This window comes from Nocardioides sp. Root1257 (assembly GCF_001425175.1).
Classification (GTDB): Bacteria; Actinomycetota; Actinomycetes; order Propionibacteriales; family Nocardioidaceae; genus Nocardioides.
Genome location: NZ_LMDV01000012.1, coordinates 179792 through 198835 on the forward strand (window position 1 = coordinate 179792; position 19044 = coordinate 198835).

Below are 19044 nucleotides of genomic sequence, written 5' to 3' on the forward strand. Positions count from 1 at the left end.
CTGTGACACGGCCACAAGGTGCCCCGAGTTCAGACCAGGTCGACCTCCGCGTACGCCGCACCGTCGGCCAGCGCCGCGTAGCCCGGGCCGCGGTCGAAGAACGCCTCGCTCGCGGTGGGCCGGGCGGCCCGCTCGGCGGCCGTCGCGGCCTCGTCGTAGGCCAGCGAGTCGTCGTCGAGCGAACCGGTCAGCACCACGCCGTACGATGCGAGCGCGGCCTCGGCCGAGACCTTGCGCCACACGACGTCGCGGACCACCAGGGCGGGGTCGCGGTCGAGCGGGTTGCCCCAGCCGCCACCACCGGTCGTGCGGATCCGGATCACCTCGCCGGCGGCGACGGGCTCGGCGTCGGCCAGGGCGTCGACCTCGCGCTCGTTGGGTCCGCCCGCGTCGATGACAACCTCGAACGGCTTGCCGGCGAGGCCGCCCTTCACGCCCCAGCAGGCGAGGATCGAGCGGTCCGCGATGGACATGAAGTGGCCGTCCTTGAGCATCCGGATGTGCTTCTCGTAGCCGAGGCCACCGCGGAACTGGCCCGCTCCCCCGCTGTCCATCGCCAGCGACAGCGACTCGACCCGGAAGGGGAAGCGCGCCTCGGTGAACTCGGACGGCAGGTTCCGCGAGTCCGGGACGACGTGGATCGTGTCCTCGCCGTCGGCGTAGTAGCGGCCGCCCGAGCCGCCACCGAGCACCTCGCGCATCAGGTAGGGCCGGCCGTCGAGGTCGTCGCCGTAGACGCCGGTGTAGCGGATCGTCTCCTGGTCGGCCGGCATCCGCCCGTCGACCGCCTTCGCGACGACGCCGGCGAGGACGCCGAGCAGCCGCAGGATGACGAAGGTGCGGGCGTTCGTGGGCGCCGGGAAGACCGGCGTGAGCAGGGTGCCGGGCTCGGGGAACCGCATCTCGATGAGCGGCACGATGCCCTCGTTGACGTCGAGCTCGGCCATCCGCTCGGGGTTCTCGGCGAGGTTGCGCAGGATCGGCGCGAGCCACTTCTTGAGGAAGACGCCGTCGCTGTAGTCGCCGCAGTGGTTGATCGGTCCCTTGGCCTGCGGGCTGGTCCCGTCGAAGTCGAGGACCAGCCGCTCGCCCTCGGGATCGTCGGCAGGAGTGCGGGTCAGCGTGATGCGCTGGGTGTGCAGCATCGGCTCGTCGACGCCGTCGTGCTCGGCGTAGTCCTCCCACGTCCAGCTGCCGACCGGGATCTGGCTGAGGATCTCGCGGCGGTAGGTCTCGGTGGTGCGACTGATGATCGCGTCGAAGCAGGACTCGACGGTGTCGACGCCGTACCGGTCGAAGAGCTCGCCGAGCCGGCGCGCGCCCATCAGGCAGGCCGAGCACTCGGCGTCCAGGTCCGCCGCCAGCGACTCGGGCATCCGGGAGTTGCGGGTCATGATCGACAGCGCGGCCCGGTTGGGCACCCCCGCGTCCCAGAGCCGGATCGGCGGGACCATCAGGCCCTCCTCGAAGACGCTGGTGGCGTTGGACGGCATGGAACCGGGGACCGCGCCGCCGATGTCGTCGTGGTGGCCGAAGGCCTGCACGAAGGCCACGACCTTGCCCCCGGAGAACACCGGGACCGTGACGCAGAGGTCGGGGAGGTGCCCGATGCCGCCCTCGGAGCGGTAGACGTCGTTGTGGAAGAAGACGTCACCCTCCTGCATGTCCTCGATCGGGAAGTCGCGGGCGACCGGGTGCACGAGCGCGGAGTACGAGCGGCCGGTGAGCTTGCGCAGCAGCCGGTCGTGGATGCCGGCGCGGAAGTCGTGGGCGTCGCGGATCATCGGGCTGCGGCTGGTGCGGCCGATGGCGGTCTCGACCTCCATCTCGACGGAGGCCAGGGAGCCCTGGACGATCTCGACGAGCACCGGGTCGGCGCTCGCGCCGGCGTCGGCGGTCAGGTGCCCGAACGGGAACTCGGTGGGTGCACGGCGGCTCATCAGGCGTCCTTCCGGGTCACGATGATGTTGAGGAACTCGTCGACGCGTACGTCGAAGCCGGGGTGCACCGGCACGGTGGAGCCGAACTCCTCGATGATGACCGGGCCCTCCACGACCGTGCCGGGAGCGAGGTCGGTGCGCCACAGGACCGGCGTCTCGACGTACCCGTCCGCGGGCTCGAAGCAGACCTGTCGGACGCTCCGGGGTTTCGAGACAGGCGCTAGCGCGCCTTCCTCAACCACCGGGTGGCGCTTGATCTCCGGTCGCTGGATCGGGCCGATGCCGGAGACCCGGAGGTTGACCCACTCGACCTGCTGGGTCGGGTCGCCGGAGAAGTCGTAGCCGTAGAGCGCGCGGTGCTCGGCGTGGAAGGCATCGGCGACCGCGGCCGGGTCGAGCTCGCCGGCAGGGACGGACACCCGCACCTCGAAGGCCTGGCCGAAGTAGCGCAGGTCGGCGGTCCGCACGAACTGGTGCTCGGCCGGGTCGAAGCCCTCCTTGGTCAGCGCCTCGGCGGCCTGGGCCGCGAGCGCGTCGTACACGCCGGTGACGACCGCGGGGTCGAGCTGGTCGGCGAGGGTGACGTGGGTCTGCACGTAGTCGTTCTTGACGTCCACGGTCAGCAGCCCGAACGCCGAGACGTTGCCGGGGTTGGGCGCCACCAGGACCGTCGGGATGCCGAGCACGTCCATCAGGCGGCACAGCAGCAGCGAGCCGGAGCCGCCGAACGTGGTCAGCGCGAAGTCGCGGACGTCGAGGCCGCGCTTGACCGTGACCTGGCGCAGCGCGTTGGCCTGGTTCCACGCGGAGATCTCCAGGACGCCGGCGGCGCACGCCTCGGGCGTCATGCCGAGCTGCGCGGCGAGCGCCTCGATGCCGGCGCGGGCCGCGTCGACGTCGAGCGGGATCTCGCCGCCGAGCAGGTGCGGGGGGATCCGGCCGAGGAAGACGTGGGCGTCGGTGATGGTGACCTCGGTGCCGCCCTTGCCGTAGCAGATCGGGCCGGGGTCGGCGCCCGCCGACTGCGGGCCGACCTTCAGGGTGCCCTCGGGCGAGAGCCAGGCGATCGAGCCGCCGCCGGCGCCCACGGTGACCACGTCGATCATCGGGATCTTCGACGGGAACGCGCCGACCGACCCCTCGGTCGTCAGCGTCGGCTCGCCGTCGATGACCACGGACACGTCGGTCGACGTGCCGCCGCCGTCGGAGGTCAGCACCTTGTCGAAGCCGGCGACCTTGGCGATCAGCGCGGCACCGAGCGCCCCGGCGGCGGGGCCGGACAGCACGGTCGTGATCGGCTGGTGGACGACCTCGTCGGCCGACAGCACGCCACCGTTGGACTTCATCACGTAGAAGGGGATGGTCCGGTCGTCCAGGTCGTGGAGCCGGGTCGCGATGTTGCGGACGTACGCCGAGAGCCGCGGCTTGACGGCCGCGTCGACGAGGGTGGTCATCGCCCGCTCGTACTCGCGGTACTCGCGCAGCACCTGGCTCGACAGCGAGACGACGGCCTCGGGGTGCTCCTCGGCCAGGATCGCGCGCATCCGCTCCTCGTGGACCGGGTTGGCGTAGGCGTGCAGGAAGCAGACGCCGAGCGTGCTGATGCCCTGCGCGCGGTACCAGCGCGCGACCGCCCGGGCGCCCTCCTCGTCGAAGGGGCGCACCTCCTCGCCGCCGACGTCGAGCCGGCCCTCGACGCCCTTGACCAGGTCGCGAGGCACGATCCGGTCGGGCTTCACCCAGAAGTAGGAGTTGCCGTAGCCGTCGGGCACGGACTGCCGGGCGATCTCGAGCATGGCCTCGTAGCCGGTGTTGGTGATGAAGCCGAGCCGGTCGACCTTGCCCTCGAGGAGCTGGTTGGTCGCGACCGTGGTGCCGTGGCTGACCGCGTCGATGTCGGCGCCGGTCGCGCCCAGCAGGCCGAGCACCTTGTCGATGCCGGCGAGGAAGCCGTCGGCGGGGTTGCTCGGCGTCGACGGGGTCTTCGTCGTCACCAGCTCGCCCGAGTCCTCGTCGAAGGCGACGACGTCGGTGAACGTCCCGCCGGTGTCGATGCCGATCCGGATGCGGCGGGTCATGCGTTCTCCTCCTGGAGGTGGAAGGTCGTGGCGGTGGTCGAGCTCGCCACCAGCCTGCCCGACGCGACGACGTACGCCGGCGCATCGTGGTGGGTGAGCACGGAGCGCAGCGTCGGGTGGTGGTGCACGACGAGGTCGGCGTTGCCGCCCTCCTCGAGCCGGTGCCCGTCGACGCCGAGGACGCGGGCCGCGGTGGTCGTGACCGCGTCGTACACGAGGTCGATGCCGGGGGCGTCCACGGCCTCGAGCGCGTGGGCGGCGAGGAACGCGACCTCGACCATGTTGTGCCGGCCGAACGGGTAGTAGGCGTCCTCGATGTCGTCCTGGCCGAGGGCGACGGGCAGCCCCATCGCGGTCAGCTCGCGCACCGGCAGGTGCAGCGGGCCGGTGTGCGGGTCGCTCACGAAGCCGAGCCCGGCGCGACGGGCGATGCCCGCGAGCCGCTCGAGGCTGGGACGCGGGTAGAGCCCGACCGCACGGGCGTGGTTGGCGACGCCGCGGCCGACGAGGCCGTGCTCGATCATCGCGGCGGCGAGCATCTCGGTGGTGCGCAGGCTCGGGTCGCCCGCGTCGTCGACGAGCATCGCCACCCGGCGGCCGTGGGCCGCGGCGAGGGCGCACATCCGGCGTACGTGCTCGTGGGCCTCGGCGTCGGTGTGCTCGATCCACGGGATGCCGCCGACGACGTCGGCGCCGAGGTCGACAGCCTCGCGGACCAGCTCCTCGGCGCCCGGGTCGCAGAGCAGGCCGTCCTGCGGGAACGCCACGACCTGCAGGTCGACCACGCCGCGGAACTCCTCGCGCAGCGCCAGCAGCGGGATCACGCCCTCGAGCCGCGCCTTCGTGTCGACGTCGGCGAAGGCCAGCACGTGGCGCACGCCGTACCGGACCGCCTCCATGACCGCGCGCCGCGCGTTCACCTCGATCCAGCTCCGGTCGTAGCCGGCCTTGACCGCCGAGGCGAGCTCGATGGAGGTGAGCGCGGAGCCCATGTCGCCGGAGGTGTACGCCGTCAGGGCGGCGTCGCCGATGCGGTCGAGGGTGTGCACCTTGTCGAGGTGCATGTGGCCGTTCGCGAAGCTCTCGGTGACCAGGCCGCCGGCGGCGTCGATCTCTCGGGTCGCGCTCGGCCGGTCCTGGGTGATGCTCGTGATGCGACCGTCGTCGACCGCGACGTGCCAGCGTCCCTCACGTCCGCGGAGGGTGGCGTCGGCGACGACGAGCTGGTGGGAGGGCACGGGTCGATTCAACCGGCCCCACAGCCGCGGGGACCACGGCAGAGGTTGCCGACGGCCCTCCCGTTCTCCGGCAACCTCTGCCAGCGGACGGCTTCACTGCAGCAGGCCCGACTCGCCCAGCTCGTGGCGCCCGGTCGCGACCTGCGTCGCCTCCGGCGTCAGCGGGTGGAACTTCGCGGCCCGGATGTCGCGGTAGGCCCGCTCCACGACGGAACCGCGGAAGTAGCCCGGGCCGCCGACGACGTCCATCGCGAGGTCGCACACCTCGATGCCGGCGCGGGCGACCTCCGCCTTGGCGATCATCACCGCCAGGTAGGTGTCGTGGGACGGCTCGGGGTCGTCGCCGACCGCGCCGAGGGCGCCGTCCAGCGCCCACGACGCCACCTGCAGGGCGTGCTTCATCCTGCCGACCTGGCGCTGCACCAGCACGTTGCCGGACTTGAGGCCGGCGGCCGCGCGGGCCTCGGCGTACGCCGCCTCCGCGACGCCGAGGTAGACGCCGCTGATGATCGGGAAGGCGATGCTCGAGATCACCTGCAGGGGGCCGTCGACCACCCCGTAGGGCCGGTTCGCCAGGACGCGCTCGTCGGGCACGAAGACGTCCTCGAGCTCGATGTCGTTGCTGGCGGTGCCGCGCATGCCGAGCGTGTCCCAGTTGTCGGCGACCGTCACCCCTGCCGAGGCGACCGGCACGGCCACGTTGAGCACGCGACGGCCCTGCTCCGGGTCGTCGTACGTGAACATCGTCGAGAGGACGGTGCCGTGGCGCGACTGGCTCGCGAACCGCTTGGTGCCGCTCACGCGGTAGCCGCCGTCGACCTTGACGGCGTCGCCGCGCGGGTGGGTGTAGTCGCCGCCACCGGTGGAGACGAGCACGATCCCCTCCTCCGCGACCCGGCGCAGGGTCGCCTCCGCCCCGGGCAGCCCGCGGCGGTAGCGCCAGGCGGTGAACGCGACGACGTGCTGGTGCATCGCGCTGGCGAGCGCCGTGGAGCCGCAGTGGTGCGCCAGCTCGCGCTGCAGCGCGGTCAGCTCGGCGATCGTCGCGCCGTCGCCGCCCAGCTCGACCGGCACGGCGGCGGCGAGGAGGCCCGAGTCGCGGAGGGCGTCGTAGGACTCGGAGACGAAGGTGCCGTCGGCGTCGTGCCGGGCGGCGTGGGAGGCGAGCTCGGGCCCGAGGGCGGCGGCTCGCGTGGTCAGGGTCTGGCTGGAGATCGGTGCAGTGATGGTCATGTCTCCACGGTCCGACGGGTGAACCGACCGCAACTAGTGCAGGTTCGCGACCCTGCTGGTCCAGATTCGCTACTTCCGCAACGGCGCCCGGCCGCGCGATCATGGACCATGCCCGACTACGGGGACTTCTGCCCGGTGCAGATGGCCGCGGAGGTCGTCGCCGACCGCTGGACGCCGATGATCATCCGGGAGCTGGTGCTCGGCAACACCCGCTTCAACGACATCGCCCGGGGGCTGCCCGGGATCTCGCGGTCGTTGCTGGTGCAGCGGCTGCGCCACCTGGAGAAGAACGGCGTGCTCGAGACCTGGCCCTCGCCGACCGGGCGGGGCAACGAGTACCACCTCACTCCCGCGGGCCGGGACCTCGAGCGGGTCATCGACAGCTTCGGCCGGTGGGCGATCGAGTGGCTCTTCGACGACATGCGACCCCAGGACGTGCCGCCGACGACCCTGATGTGGTGGATGCACCGGCGCGTGGACCCGGCCCGCTTCCCGCCGCACCGCACGGTCATCGAGTGGCGGCACACCGGACCCGCCGTCCAGGTCATCTGGCTGGTCCTCGACCGGCAGGAGGTGTCGGTGTGCATGGTGCACCCGGGCTTCGACGTCGACGTCGTCGTCTCCGCGACCACCGACACCTTCGCCGACGTCTTCCAGGGCTACTGCACGTGGCAGGAGGCGGTCGCCGACGGTCGGATCGAGGCCGCCGGTCCGCCCCGCCTGCTGTCCGCGCTGCCGCGCTGGTTCCTGTGGAGTCCGTGGTCCCAGGTGACCCGGGAGCGGGCCGACCGGGCCCGCGCCGAGGAACTCGCGAGCCCGCACGAGACGAGTCGCTGAGCGGATGCGGATCGTCATCGAGGGCCGGGACCTGCCCGGCCGCACGTTCGCGTCGTACGCCGACGTGCACGTCGCGCTGCAGGTCCGGACCGACCCGGCCGACCCGGTGCCGGGCGACGCGGCGTCGGCGCGGTGGGAGACCGAGGTCCGCGTCGTCGACGGGGACTTCCGGGGCCCGGCCGTCCACGGGAAGCGCGGCGAGCGGTTCCTCTACCTGACCTGGGGCAGCCCGGTGGGCGACGACTGGGGCATGTTCCGGCGGGCGAAGCTGATGCTCGCCGACGCGCCACCCGCGAGCGACGACGGCACCCTGGTGGCGACCGTGTCGCTCACCGACGAGAAGGGCGGTCCGCGCTGCGCCCGGGTGCACCCGCCCGCGATCTCCTGGGCGGCTCAGGCGTCGGGCGCCCGCTCGTTGTAGATCCCGGCCTCCTCCTGGCCGGTGAGGGCCTGGATCGCGGTCATGATCTCGTCGGTGATCTGCCGCCGGGCCCTGCCGAGCGGCACCCCGTCGTACCGGCCCACGACCTGGATGGGCTCGCCGAAGCTGATCGACACCGGGACGACGCGCGGGAAGCGGGCGTCGACGGGTTGCAGCCGCTCGGTCCCGGTGATGCCGACCGGGACCACCGGGACGCCGGCGGTCAGGGCGAGGTGCGCGACACCCGTGCGGCCGCGGTAGAGCCGGCCGTCGCGGGAGCGGGTGCCCTCGGGGTAGAGGCCGAACGCATCGCCGCGGCCGAGCACCTCGAGCGCGGTGTCGAGGCTGGCGATCGCGGCCCGGGGGTCGTCGCGGTCGACGGGCAGCATCCCCATGCCCTCGAACCACGCCTTCTGGAGCGTCCCCTTGATCCCGCCGCCGCGGAAGTAGTCGGACTTGGCCAGGAAGTGCACCTTGCGCGGCGCCACGATCGGGATCACCAGCGAGTCGGCGAAGCTCAGGTGGTTGCTGGCCAGCAGCACGGCCCCGGTGCGCGGCACGTTGTCGAGGCCGGTCACCGTCGGTCGCCACACCAGCTTCGCGACCGGCGGGACGACCGCGTGCAGGACCGAGTACATGACCACCCGTCCAGTCTTGCGGTTACCCGTCAGTCAGCCGACTCCTCGTCCACGGTCCTGGCCGTCGTGGGAGGTGGGCGTCTCACGCCTCGTGGGCCACGATGTCGCGCGCGAGGCTCTCCCACTTCGCGTAGGCGTCCGGGTACGCCGAGCGCTGCACCGCCTGCGCGGCCCGGGTGACGCTCATCGACTGCCAGCCGCTGATGTCGGTCAGGCCCGGGTTGGAGGTGTGGGTCGCGACGCCGTAGAACGCCTTGCTCGCGAGCACCGGGTCGAGGATCTGCGCCTCGGTCCCCCAGCCCTGGCTGGTCCGCTGCTGGAAGAGGCCGAGGGAGTCACGGTCGCCGTAGTCGACGTTGACCAGGGTGGACTCGTGCATCGCGGTGGCGAGCGCGATCACCCAGCCGTACTCCGGGATGCCCGCGTCCTGCCCGACCCCGATGATCGTGCGCGCGTTCTGCTTCTGCTCCTCGGAGAGGGAGTCGTACGTCGTGCCCGGGGTCGAGCCGCCTCCGCCGGTCCCGAGCAGCGCCTGCCAGGTCGCCGGCCCGACCACCCCGTCGATGCCCAGGCCCGCCGCCGACTGGAAGCTGCGGACTGCACTGTCGGTGGCCGGCCCGAACGCGCCGTCGGCCGTGACCGACGCACCGTGCTTGACCAGCTGCACCTGGAGCGCCTGCACCGCCGCTCCGCTGTCGCCCTGGCGCAGCGTGCTGACCAGGGCTCCGAACGTCGCGGGCCCGGCCACCCCGTCGGCGCTCAGCCCGGCCCCGGACTGGAAGGCCTGCACCGCCGCCTGGGTGCCGCTGCCGAAGTCACCGTCCGCGGCCGTGGAGTAGCCGCGCGAGGTGAGCAGGTGCTGGAGGCTCGTGACGTTCGCCCCGGTAGCGCCGGTGCTCAGCGTCGGGTAGGTCGCGGCGTACGCCGGGGCGGCGCTCAGGCCCGCCGACCCCACGAGCGCGACCACCAGCGCGACCAGGACGGACAGGACGATGCGGAGGGTCCGAGGCATGTCTCCATCGGAGCACGGTGGCCGGATCGTCGGAACCGGGGAAACCCTCGTCCCGAGACAGGTGCCCGAGACAGGTCTTGAAATAGGTGAAGGGCCCTCGGAAGTATGAGTTCCAAGGGCCCTTCGGTTGACCGGTACCGATGACGCTCCCGATCGACTGCTCCTCGCTTCCGGCCCCGGCGTCGTCGTCATCTCGCCGCCGCGATCACTCCCCGGCAAGCCGGTTCGCTCTCGTGTGGACCCTCGTCTCCGAGCTGTCCCGCCTCCCGTTGCCGGAGGGCGTGGGAGAAGTTCTATGCCCTGGCGAACCCGGTGCGCAAGAGCTTTCCGGAACATTCTTCCGGTTCCACCGAAATAGGGGACTTCGTCCACAGAACCGACCCTGGTTGTCCACAGAAAACGCCCAGATCCCCACAGTTGAGCGGGATCGGGCATCCACCAGCGCGGGGCACAAAAGGAGAAAGGCCCTTGCGAGTATGAGTCGCAAGGGCCTTTCAAGTGACCGGTACTGATGACGCTCCCGATCGACCTCTCGTCGATTCCGGCCCCAGCGACTTCGTCATCCAGTCGCCGCGACGCGTCCCCGGCAAGCCGGCTCTTCGTCGTACGGACCCTCACCTTCGAGCTGTCCCGCTCCCCGTTGCCGGAGGGCGTGGGAGAAGTTCTATGCCCTCCGGATCAGGGCGCGCAAGAGGTTGCGGCAACATTCCTCCGGTTCCACCGAAACTGACCCGTTCCCCACAGTTTCCGGGCCCACCATCCACAGGATGTGCACCGGATCACACAGGTTATCCACCACCCCTGTGGATGAATGTCGGTGGTTGAGGAAGGCCGCTGGGCCCGTCTCGAAACCCCCGCAGCCTGCGGGCGGTCCGTGGTTGTGCGCCGACAGGCTTTCTACGCCGGGCACGGCGGTCTCAGGTCGGCGTCGCCTCCCGGCCCGCGGGTGGTAGTCAGCGGTCAGCCGGGAAGATCTGGTGCACGGGGTGGATCAGATCTTCCCCGCTCACCGTGAGATCGACTTCCACCGACGGCCCTAGCCGGCCGTCAGCTGACGGCCGCCTCGAACGCCGCGGCGACCTCGAGCAGGAACCGGTCGCGGCCGTGCGCGGCGACGATCTGGATGCCCACCGGCAGCCCGTCGCGCGTGTGGCCGAAGGGGACGGAGATCGCGGGGCAGCCGGTGACGGTGATGTAGTACGCCGCCCGCATCCAGTCGAGGTAGGTCTCCATCGGGCGGCCGTTGATCGATGTCGGGTACTCCTGGTCGGCCGGGAACGGCGCCACCTGCGAGACCGGCAGGACCAGGACGTCGTACCCGCCGCCGTCCTCGGGGGAGAAGAAGGTGCGCATCCGCTCGGCGAGCGTGGTCCGCTGGGCGTAGGCGCGCGCGACGTCGGCGCCGCTCAGCGCCTCGCCGAGCCGGATGTTGTCGGCGAGGGACTGCTTGAAGGCGTCGGGGTGCTGCGCGAGCCGCTCGCCGAAACGGGCCTGGAAGTGCCAGGCGCGCAGGGTGCGGAACGTGTCGTCGGCCTCGTGCAGGTCCGGGTGGGCGTCGGCCACGTCGCCGAAGACCCCGCCGGCCGAGGCCACGATCGCGGCCACCTCGTCGTCGACGTCGAAGGCACCACCGAGGTCCACGGACAGAGCCACCCGCAGGCCCGCGAGCGACCCGGAGACCGGCGGGGCGAAGGCCGCGCCGGGGTCCCCGAGCGCCTGGGGCGCGCGGGGGTCGGGGCCGGCCATCACGGACAGCAGCAGCGCGAGGTCGCCGACGTTGCGGGCCATCGGGCCACCGACCGACGTCGTCTCCCACTGGTTGGAGAGCGGCCACTCCGGCACCCGGCCCAGGCTCGGCCGCAGCCCGACGACCCCGCAGAACGACGCCGGGTTGCGCAGCGAGCCGCCCATGTCGGACCCGTCGGCCAGCGGCACCATCCCGGCGGCGAGGGCGCACGCGGCGCCACCGGACGAGCCGCCCGCCGAGCGCGACGGGTCGACCGGGTTGAGGGTGGTGCCGAAGACCGTGTTGAAGGTGTGCGAGCCGGCGGCGAACTCGGGCACGTTGGTCTTGCCGATGGTCACCACCCCGGCCCGGCGCACGCGCTCGACGATCAGCTCGTCCCGGTCCGGCACGTGGTCGGCGTAGAGGGGCGAGCCGTACGTCGTGCGCCAGCCGGCCACCGCGTGGGTGTCCTTGAAGGCGAACGGCAGCCCGTGCAGCGGCCCCACCTCGGCGCCGGACGCGAGCGCCTCGTCGGCCTCGGCGGCGCCGGCCCGCGCGCGCTCCTCGTCGAGCGAGACGATCGCGTTGAGCTGCGGGTTGCGCGCACGGATCCGGTCCAGGTGCAGGTCGAGCAGCTCGCGCGCGGAGATCTCGCGACGGCGTACGGCGTCGGCCTGGTCGCGTGCCGTCGACTCGACGCCGAGGCTCATCGGCGGCCGAAGAGGCGTCCGACGACGACGCCGAGCACCACGAGCCCGGCGCCGACGGCGATGCCCTTGAGGAAGTCGTCCTGGGACGACACGGAGGCCTTCGCCGGCGCCGTGAACGTGGTCCCGGCGGGCGCATCGGCTGCGGGGGTCTCGACAGGCTCGACCACCGGTCCACCCGCGATCGCGGAGCCGACGTTGCCGAAGAACTCCCCCGCCATCCGCTTGGAGACGCTGGAGAGCATCCGCTGGCCGACGCCGCCGACCATGCCGCCGACCACCGCGTCGGCCTCGTAGGAGATCTCGGTGCTGCCGGCGGCCGGCGAGGCGAAGGAGACCTGCACGGTCGCGTCGATGGTGCCGGGCGCGCCTGCCCCGGAGAGCCGCATGGTCAGGCCCCGGTGCTCCTCGAGGTCCGAGAGCGTGCACTGCCCCTGGTAGGTGCCCTTGATCGCGGCGACCCCGGCGGTGACCGTCATGTCGTAGGCGTTGTCGCCGGTCGCGACCAGTCGCTCGCAGCCGGGGATGGTGGCGACCAGCACCCGCGGGTCGAGCAACGCGTCCCAGACCTTCTCGACGGGCTGGTCGACGACGTTGGTACCGCTGATCTTCATGAGTTCTTCCCATCATGTGACTGGCGCAGGGCGTACAGCTCGGACGGCGAGATCGGCATCGCCGTGATGCCCATTCCCGGATGCAGGGTGCCCTCCGCGTCCTCGATGGCGGCGGCGAAGACAGCGGCCGAAGGGATCACGCCGGCCTCGCCCGCGCCCTTGATGCCGAGCGGGTTGAGGGGCGAGGGCGTCTCGAGGTGGTCGATGTCGATGCCGTCCGGCACCTCGGTGACGTAGGGCATCAGGAAGTCCATGAACGAGGCGTTGAGCAGCTGCCCGGACTCGTCGTACGCCATCCGCTCGTAGAGCGCTCCCCCGACGCCCTGGGCGACGCCGCCGTGGATCTGGCCCTCGACGATCATCGGGTTGATCAGGTGACCGCAGTCGTGGACGACGGCGTACTTGAGGATGGTGATCTCGGCCGTCTCGGGGTCGGTCTCGACGATGACGGCGTGCATGCCCGAGGCGAACGTCGCCCGCTCCGGCGAGTAGAAGTCCTTGCCCTCCAGTCCCGGCTCGTCGTCCTCGGGCACCGGCGGCTTGCCCGGGTCGCCGACGGAGAACTGGGTCGCGGCCTTCGACGCCTCGTCGAAGGCGTAGCGCAGCGGGTTGGACAGCACGGACACGGTGCCGAGGTCGATCGACGTGCCCGGCGAGCCCTTCACCGACACGACGCCGTCGACGATCTGGAGGTCCTTCTCGTCGGCCTCCAGCGCCTCCGCGGCGATCTTGAGCGCCTTCTCCTTGGCCCGCTTCGCGGCCAGGTGGATGGCCGAGCCGCTCATCACGGCGGCGCGCGACGCGAACGTGCCGACGGCGTACGGCATCCGGCGGGTGTCGCCGGTGACGACCTCGACGTCCTCGAACTTCACGCCGAGCTCGTCGGCGACCAGCTGCGCGAAGACGGTGGCGTGGCCCTGGCCCTGGGTGGTGAGGCCGGTCGCGACCTTGACCTTGCCGCTGGTCTCGATGTGCACGTGCGCGCCCTCGTAGGGACCGACGCCGGTGCCCTCGACGTAGCAGGCCAGGCCGATGCCCACCTGCCGTCCCTGGGCCGCCATCTCTGCCTTGAACGCCGGGAACTCGTCCCAGCCGACCAGCGCCTTGGTCTTCTCCAGCATCGCCGGGTAGTCGCCGGAGTCGTACTCCAGCTCGCGCCCGTCCTGGAAGATGAGGCCCTGGTCGTAGGGGAACTCGTCGGGCTGGATGAAGTTCACGGCGCGCACCTCGGCACGGTCCTTGCCGAGGTAGGCCGCGATGGCGTCCATCGTCCGCTCCATGGCGTAGCAGCCCTGCGGGCGACCGGCGCCGCGGTAGGGCGTGACGATGACGGTGTTGGTGTAGAGCGACTCGAAGACGACCTTGTAGTTCTGCGGCTTGTAGGGGCCGAGCAGCTGGGTCGAGGTGATGATCGGGACGATCAGGCCGTACGGCGTGTACGCACCGTGGTCGTGCCAGAACTCCACGTCCAGACCGAGCAGCCGGCCGTCGTCGTCGAAGCCGACCTCGATGTGCTGCACCTGCCCGCGCTCGTGCGCGGAGGAGATGAAGTGCTCGCGCCGGTCCTCGGTGAACTTCACGGTGCGGCCGAGCGCCTTCGCCGCCATCGGGACGAGCAGCTCCTCGGGCCACGGGTGGTTGATCTTCACCCCGAAGCCGCCGCCGACATCGGGGGTGATCACGTCGACCTGGCCGAGGTCGAGGCCCATCTTCACCGCGACCGCGGCGCGCACGCCGGTCGAGCTCTGGGTCGAGGTCCACAGCTGGAGCCGGTTGAGGTCCGGGTCCCAGCGGGCGACGGTGCCCCGGCCCTCCATCGGCATGCAGGCGCTGCGCTCGACGGTGAGGTCGAGCTCGAGGCGGTGTGGTGCCTGGGCGATCGCGGCCGGCGCGTCGCCGACGTTCTGCTCCAGGCGCGCACCGATGTTGCCGGGCACGTCGTCGTGCACCAGCGAGGTCGCCGCCCGCGCGGCGTCGATGCCCACCACCGGCGGCAGGAACTCGTAGTCGACGCGGATCCGGCCGACCGCGTCCTCGGCGATGTAGCGGTCGTCGGCGACGACGAAGGCGATCGCCTCGCCGACGTAGTTGACCTCGTCCTTCGCGAGCGCGTACTGCGTGCGGCCGTGGGTCAGCGCCGGGTGCGGGATCAGCAGCGGCAGCGGCTCGGCCATCTGCGGCGTGCACGATGCCAGGTCGTCCCAGGTGAAGACCGCGTGCACGCCCTCCAGGTCGAGCACGGCCTCGACGTCGATGTCGAGGATCCGGGCGTGCGCGTGCGGCGAGCGGAGCACGGCGGCGTGCAGGGTGCCTCCCTCGACGGCCACGTCGTCGACGTACCGTCCGTTGCCGCGCAGGAAGCGCTGGTCCTCGACGCGCTGGACCTTCTGGCCCATCAGCTTGGTGGTCACGATGCCGCTTCCTCGCCCGCGATCTCCGCGGCCCTCTCCACGGCCTTCACGATGTTCTGGTAGCCGGTGCAGCGGCAGAGGTTGCCCGCGACCATGTCGCGCGCCTCGTCGTGGGTCGGCGTCGGGTTGTCGCGCAGGCCGGCCGTGATCGTGGTCAGGAAGCCGGGCGTGCAGAAGCCGCACTGGAGGCCGTGGCACTCCATGAAGGCCTGCTGCACCGGACCGAGCGAGCCGTCGGGCCTGGTCAGCCCCTCCACCGTCGTGATCTCGCTGCCCTGCGCGGAGACCGCGAACATCAGGCAGGCCCGGGTCGGGGCGCCGTCGACGAGGATCGTGCAGGCGCCGCAGACCCCGTGCTCGCAGCCGACGTGGGTGCCGGTGAGCCTCAGGTCGTGGCGCAGGGCGTCCGAGAGCAGCCGCCGCGCGGGCACCCGGATCTCGTGGGTGTGGCCGTTGACGCTCAGCCGTACGTCGTGCAGCTCCTCCATCAGAGCTCCTCCGGTCGTTGAGCCTGTCGAAACACTCGGGCCGATCGAACCACGCGTGCGGTGAGCACGCGGACCAGCTGCGCGCGGTAGGCGGCGCTGGCGTGGATGTCCTCTGCCGGGTCGAGCTGCGCGAGCGCGGCCTCCCCCAGCTCGTCGTCGGCGACGCCGCTGAGGTCGACGACCGTGGGCACGTCGCTCACCGACAGGTAGCCGACCTTGACGCTCTGCCCATCACCAGGGGCTCCGTCGACGAGCGCCGCCGCGCCCACCAGGGCGTAGTCGCCGTGGCGGCGCGCGATCTCCTCGAACGCGACGCCGGCCCCCGGCGCGAGCGCCGGGAAGAACGCCGACACCGCGATCTCGTCGTGGTGCAGGGACGACTCGAGCGGGCCGACGTACAGCTCGGAGGCCGGGATCGTACGGCGACCCGCGGGCCCCTCGACCTCGACGGACCCACCGAGCAACGAGAGCACGACGGGCATCTCGGCGGCCGCGTCGGCGTGGACGAGCGAGCCGACCGTCGTGCCCCGGTTGCGGATCGTGGCGTGCGCGACGTGCGAGAGCGCCAGCGGGACGAGCGGCTGCACGCGTCGTACGTCGTCCGAGGCGAGGACGGCGGCGTGCCGGGCGAGCGCACCCACCCGGACGCCGCCACCGTTCTCGCTCTCCGGCAGCACCGTGATCGTGTCCAGGCCCGGGATCCCGTTGATGTCGACGAGCGTCGCGGGAGCCGCGAGCCGCATCGACAGCAACGGGACCAGGCTCTGGCCACCGGCCAGCACCTTGGCGTTCGGCTCGCCGGCCAGGGCCTCGACAGCTTCGGCGATGGTCCCCGGCCGGCGGTACGCGAACGGTGCTGGCTTCACAGGACCTTGGTCACCTCTCCCGACGTTCGGTCGGTGTGGCGGCCGCGGATGTTGACGAGGTGGAAGTAGACGATCACCAGGATGGTGCCGAGCGCGATGCCGCTGAGCTCGAAGTCGTCGGTGATCTTCAGGGTCACGCCGCCGATACCGGCGATGATGCCTGCTGCCAGTCCGACCATGTTGACCGGGTTGCCGAAGTCGACCCGGTTCTCGACCCAGATCTTGGCGCCGACGAGACCGATCATGCCGTAGAGCACGACGGTGATGCCGCCGAGGACACCACCGGGCGTCGCGCTCACGATCGCCCCGAACTTCGGGCAGAGACCCAGCAGGATCGCCACGATCGCGGCCACGTAGTAGGCGGCGGTCGAGTAGACCTTGGTCGCTCCCATGACCCCGATGTTCTCGGCGTACGTCGTGGTCGGCGAGCCACCGAAGAGGCTGGCGAGCGCGGTGGCGCCACCGTCGGCGGCGATCGCCCGGCCCATGTAGGGGTCGAGGTCCTCGCCCGTCATCTCGGCGACGGCCTTCACGTGGCCGGTGTTCTCCGCGATCAGCGCGATGACACCGGGCAGCACGAGCAGGATGAAGGTGAGGGAGAAGCTCGGCCCGTGGACCACGTCGACGCCGTCGGCGAGCTTGCCGCTCGGGAAGCCGATCCAGTCGGCCGCCTTCACGCCCGCCCACGACACGCGGTCGTGGTCGGTCGCCTCCGTCGCGCCACCGAGGACCGAGTTGATCTGGCCGAAGACGGCGTCGAAGAGCCACGACACGAGGTAGCCGAAGATCAGGGCGAGGAACACCGCGATCCGGGACCAGAAGCCGGGGAACAGACAGGCCGCGACCACCATGAAGGTGGCGGTCAGCAGTGCCACCCACTGGTCCTGGGGCCAGTAGATCTGGGCGACGACCGGCGCCAGGTTGAAGCCGATCAGCATGACGACGGCACCGGTGACGGCCGGCGGCAGGATCGCGTGGATCATGCCCGAGCCGGCGAAGTGGACGAGGACGCCCACCGCGAGGAGCACGAGCCCGGAGACCAGGATCGCTCCCGTGACGTCGGAGGAGTCGCCGCCCTGCGCCCGGATCGCTGCCACGCCGGCGACGAAGGACGCGCTGGTGCCGAGGTAGCTCGGAACCATGTTCTTCGTCACGAGCAGGAACAGGATCGTGCAGATACCGGAGAACATGATCGCCAGGTTGGGATCGAGCCCCATGACGATCGGGAAGACGAACGTCGCCCCGAACATGGCGACGACGTGCTGGGCTCCGACGCCCACCGTCTTGCCCCACGGCAGCCGCTGTCGCGGCCCTACCGGCTCGCCAGGCTGTGGATCAACCACGTCCCACTTGAACATCGACATTGCGCACACCCTTTCGGTGTCAGGACAGGCCCCGAGTCCCGCTCAACCTAATGAGAGCCATGACACACCTTCGACGGCGACAGATGCCGAAGGAACGCCGCATCCGATGGCAGCAGTTGTGGGCGCGGCGCGCGCTCGGATGCCCGGTAACCGAGGCGTGATCAGCCGGTGATCTCCAGGACCCGCAGCGCGACGGCGACGTCGAGGCGCAGGTGCGGATCGGTCGAGAGCGGGCCGAGCAGGCGCTCCAGCTTGGAGACCCGGTAGCGCATCGTGTTGTAGTGGAAGAACTGCAGACGGGCGGCCTCGGCGACGTTGAAGTTCGTGTCCAGCAGCACCTGGAGGGTCTCGCGGAGGTCCGCGGCCTCGGTGGTCGACTCGGCGAGCGAGCCGAGCACGTCGTGCACGAACGAGCGCAGCTCCGCGTCGCCCTGGGGCCCCTCGGGGATCAGGGCGATCAGCCGGTGCAGGCCGAGCTGGTCGAAGAACGTCGTCGAGCCGCCACCGCTGACCCGGCGACCGACCTCGACCGCACGCCGCGCCTGGGCGTAGGCCCCCGGCAGGTCGTCGAGGGAGTGCGCGACCCGGCTGACACCGACCGAGAACGGACGGCGGCCGCCACCCTTGTCGCCCGCCACCGCGGTCACCGCGCGGCGTACGACGCCGTGCCCGTCGACGGGCTCACCGCCCTGCGCGTCGGGGGCCTCCAGCAGCGGCAGCAGGACGACGACCTCGGAGGAGAAGTCGGCCGACGGGATGCCGGGCGCGAGCGAGTCGCCGACCTGGCGCCAGGCCGCGGAGAAGCGCTCCTGCCACTGGCGCCGCTGCGTGCTCGAGACCGGTTCCTCGCCCGGCGTCGTCTCGAGGACCGGGTCGATCTCGGCGGTGACGACGACGACCGGCCGGTCGAGGTCCCAGCCGAAGGTCGAGGCGTGCTCGGCGACGTACGCCGCGTCGACGTTGCGGCGCAGCAGCAGGTCGCGGAGGAAGTCGCCCTGGTACTTGTTCTCGACCGCCGCGACCGCCGTCTCCCGGGTGATCAGCAGCGCCGCGATCGCCGCCGCGCGCTCCAGCGCGTGCACGTCGTCGTCCGGGATCGGCTCGTCGGCGCGCACCGCCACGAGGCGGGCCAGGTCGATGCCGCCGGCAGCGACCCGGGTCATGTAGGCGGGGACACCGCCGATCCGCTCGACCCGGATCCGGCCGGTCGGGTCGAGCAGGTGGTGGGTCTCCAGGAGGGTCCGGTGGTCGTCGGTGAGCGCCGCCTCGCGGACCCGGCCGTCGGTGGACGTGAACGCCACGCCGAGCCCGAGCACCCGGCTCACCTCGGCTGCGATCCCGTCGAGGTTGCCGCCCTCGAGAGCGATCTGGGTGAGCCCGCTGTGCAGCGCGTCGATGCGCGCGAGCGCAGCGCTGGCGAGCTCCTCGCGGTCACCGGTTATCAACACTTGCACTCCCTCGACGTAGGCGT

At 71.6% G+C, this 19044-nt stretch carries 15 protein-coding genes; 2 read left to right on the top strand and 13 right to left on the bottom strand.

Annotated elements, in window-relative coordinates:
• Positions 1–29: 29 nt before the first annotated feature.
• The 4 genes from ASC77_RS22405 to ASC77_RS22420 all read right to left on the bottom strand — a co-directional run bounded on the left by ASC77_RS22405 (position 30) and on the right by ASC77_RS22420 (position 6489).
• A complete protein-coding gene (locus ASC77_RS22405; protein WP_056158256.1) occupies positions 30–1940 on the bottom strand; it encodes a hydantoinase B/oxoprolinase family protein in 1911 nt (636 codons plus the stop codon).
• Positions 1940–4018, bottom strand: a complete 2079-nt coding sequence (locus tag ASC77_RS22410) for a hydantoinase/oxoprolinase family protein (RefSeq protein ID WP_056158259.1) — start codon at positions 4016–4018, stop codon at positions 1940–1942. Before ASC77_RS22410 ends, ASC77_RS22405 begins: the two co-directional genes overlap by 1 nt.
• Positions 4015–5256: an amidohydrolase family protein gene (locus ASC77_RS22415; protein WP_056158262.1), complete on the bottom strand. Its 1242-nt coding sequence runs from the start codon at positions 5254–5256 to the stop codon at positions 4015–4017. Before ASC77_RS22415 ends, ASC77_RS22410 begins: the two co-directional genes overlap by 4 nt.
• Before the next feature lie 93 nt (positions 5257–5349).
• Entirely contained in the window at positions 5350–6489 is a 1140-nt protein-coding gene (locus ASC77_RS22420) for an acyl-CoA dehydrogenase family protein (protein ID WP_056158265.1), read from the bottom strand.
• 108 nt (positions 6490–6597) lie between these two features.
• Between ASC77_RS22420 and ASC77_RS22425 the strand changes: the two genes are divergently transcribed.
• Together ASC77_RS22425 and ASC77_RS22430 are read left to right on the top strand one after the other, a co-directional pair.
• The gene (locus ASC77_RS22425) at positions 6598–7326 is read left to right on the top strand and encodes a winged helix-turn-helix transcriptional regulator (RefSeq protein ID WP_056158268.1); all 729 of its coding nucleotides are present in this window, start codon (positions 6598–6600) and stop codon (positions 7324–7326) included.
• Positions 7327–7330: 4 nt separating this feature from the next.
• A complete protein-coding gene (locus ASC77_RS22430; protein ID WP_056158271.1) occupies positions 7331–7747 on the top strand; it encodes a DUF5990 family protein in 417 nt (138 codons plus the stop codon).
• Here ASC77_RS22430 and ASC77_RS22435 read toward each other — a convergent pair.
• The 9 genes from ASC77_RS22435 to ASC77_RS22475 form a co-directional block, all read right to left on the bottom strand.
• The gene (locus ASC77_RS22435) at positions 7720–8385 is read right to left on the bottom strand and encodes a lysophospholipid acyltransferase family protein (protein WP_056158273.1); all 666 of its coding nucleotides are present in this window, start codon (positions 8383–8385) and stop codon (positions 7720–7722) included. The two genes, ASC77_RS22430 and ASC77_RS22435, sit on opposite strands and share 28 nt — an antisense overlap.
• Before the next feature lie 82 nt (positions 8386–8467).
• Positions 8468–9397 (bottom strand): peptidoglycan-binding domain-containing protein, encoded by a 930-nt coding sequence (locus ASC77_RS27035; protein ID WP_056158276.1) that lies wholly within the window; start codon positions 9395–9397, stop codon positions 8468–8470.
• 1047 nt (positions 9398–10444) lie between these two features.
• Positions 10445–11833 carry an amidase gene (locus tag ASC77_RS22445; protein ID WP_056158279.1) on the bottom strand — a complete coding sequence of 463 codons (1389 nt, stop codon included), beginning with the start codon at positions 11831–11833 and terminating at the stop codon, positions 10445–10447.
• Positions 11830–12444: an SRPBCC family protein gene (locus tag ASC77_RS22450; RefSeq protein WP_056158282.1), complete on the bottom strand. Its 615-nt coding sequence runs from the start codon at positions 12442–12444 to the stop codon at positions 11830–11832. Before ASC77_RS22450 ends, ASC77_RS22445 begins: the two co-directional genes overlap by 4 nt.
• On the bottom strand, positions 12441–14855 hold the full coding sequence (gene cutA / locus ASC77_RS22455) for an aerobic carbon-monoxide dehydrogenase large subunit (RefSeq protein WP_056158284.1): 2415 nt from the start codon (positions 14853–14855) through the stop codon (positions 12441–12443). The genes ASC77_RS22450 and cutA overlap by 4 nt, the downstream gene beginning before the upstream one ends.
• Positions 14852–15343, bottom strand: coding sequence for a (2Fe-2S)-binding protein (locus tag ASC77_RS22460; protein WP_156391247.1), 492 nt, complete (start codon positions 15341–15343; stop codon positions 14852–14854). The genes cutA and ASC77_RS22460 overlap by 4 nt, the downstream gene beginning before the upstream one ends.
• Entirely contained in the window at positions 15343–16209 is an 867-nt protein-coding gene (locus ASC77_RS22465; protein ID WP_056158290.1) for an FAD binding domain-containing protein, read from the bottom strand. Before ASC77_RS22465 ends, ASC77_RS22460 begins: the two co-directional genes overlap by 1 nt.
• On the bottom strand, positions 16206–17573 hold the full coding sequence (locus tag ASC77_RS22470; RefSeq protein ID WP_200945108.1) for a uracil-xanthine permease family protein: 1368 nt from the start codon (positions 17571–17573) through the stop codon (positions 16206–16208). Before ASC77_RS22470 ends, ASC77_RS22465 begins: the two co-directional genes overlap by 4 nt.
• A gap of 161 nt (positions 17574–17734) precedes the next feature.
• The gene (locus ASC77_RS22475) at positions 17735–19021 is read right to left on the bottom strand and encodes a PucR family transcriptional regulator (RefSeq protein WP_056158293.1); all 1287 of its coding nucleotides are present in this window, start codon (positions 19019–19021) and stop codon (positions 17735–17737) included.
• Positions 19022–19044: the final 23 nt, after the last annotated feature.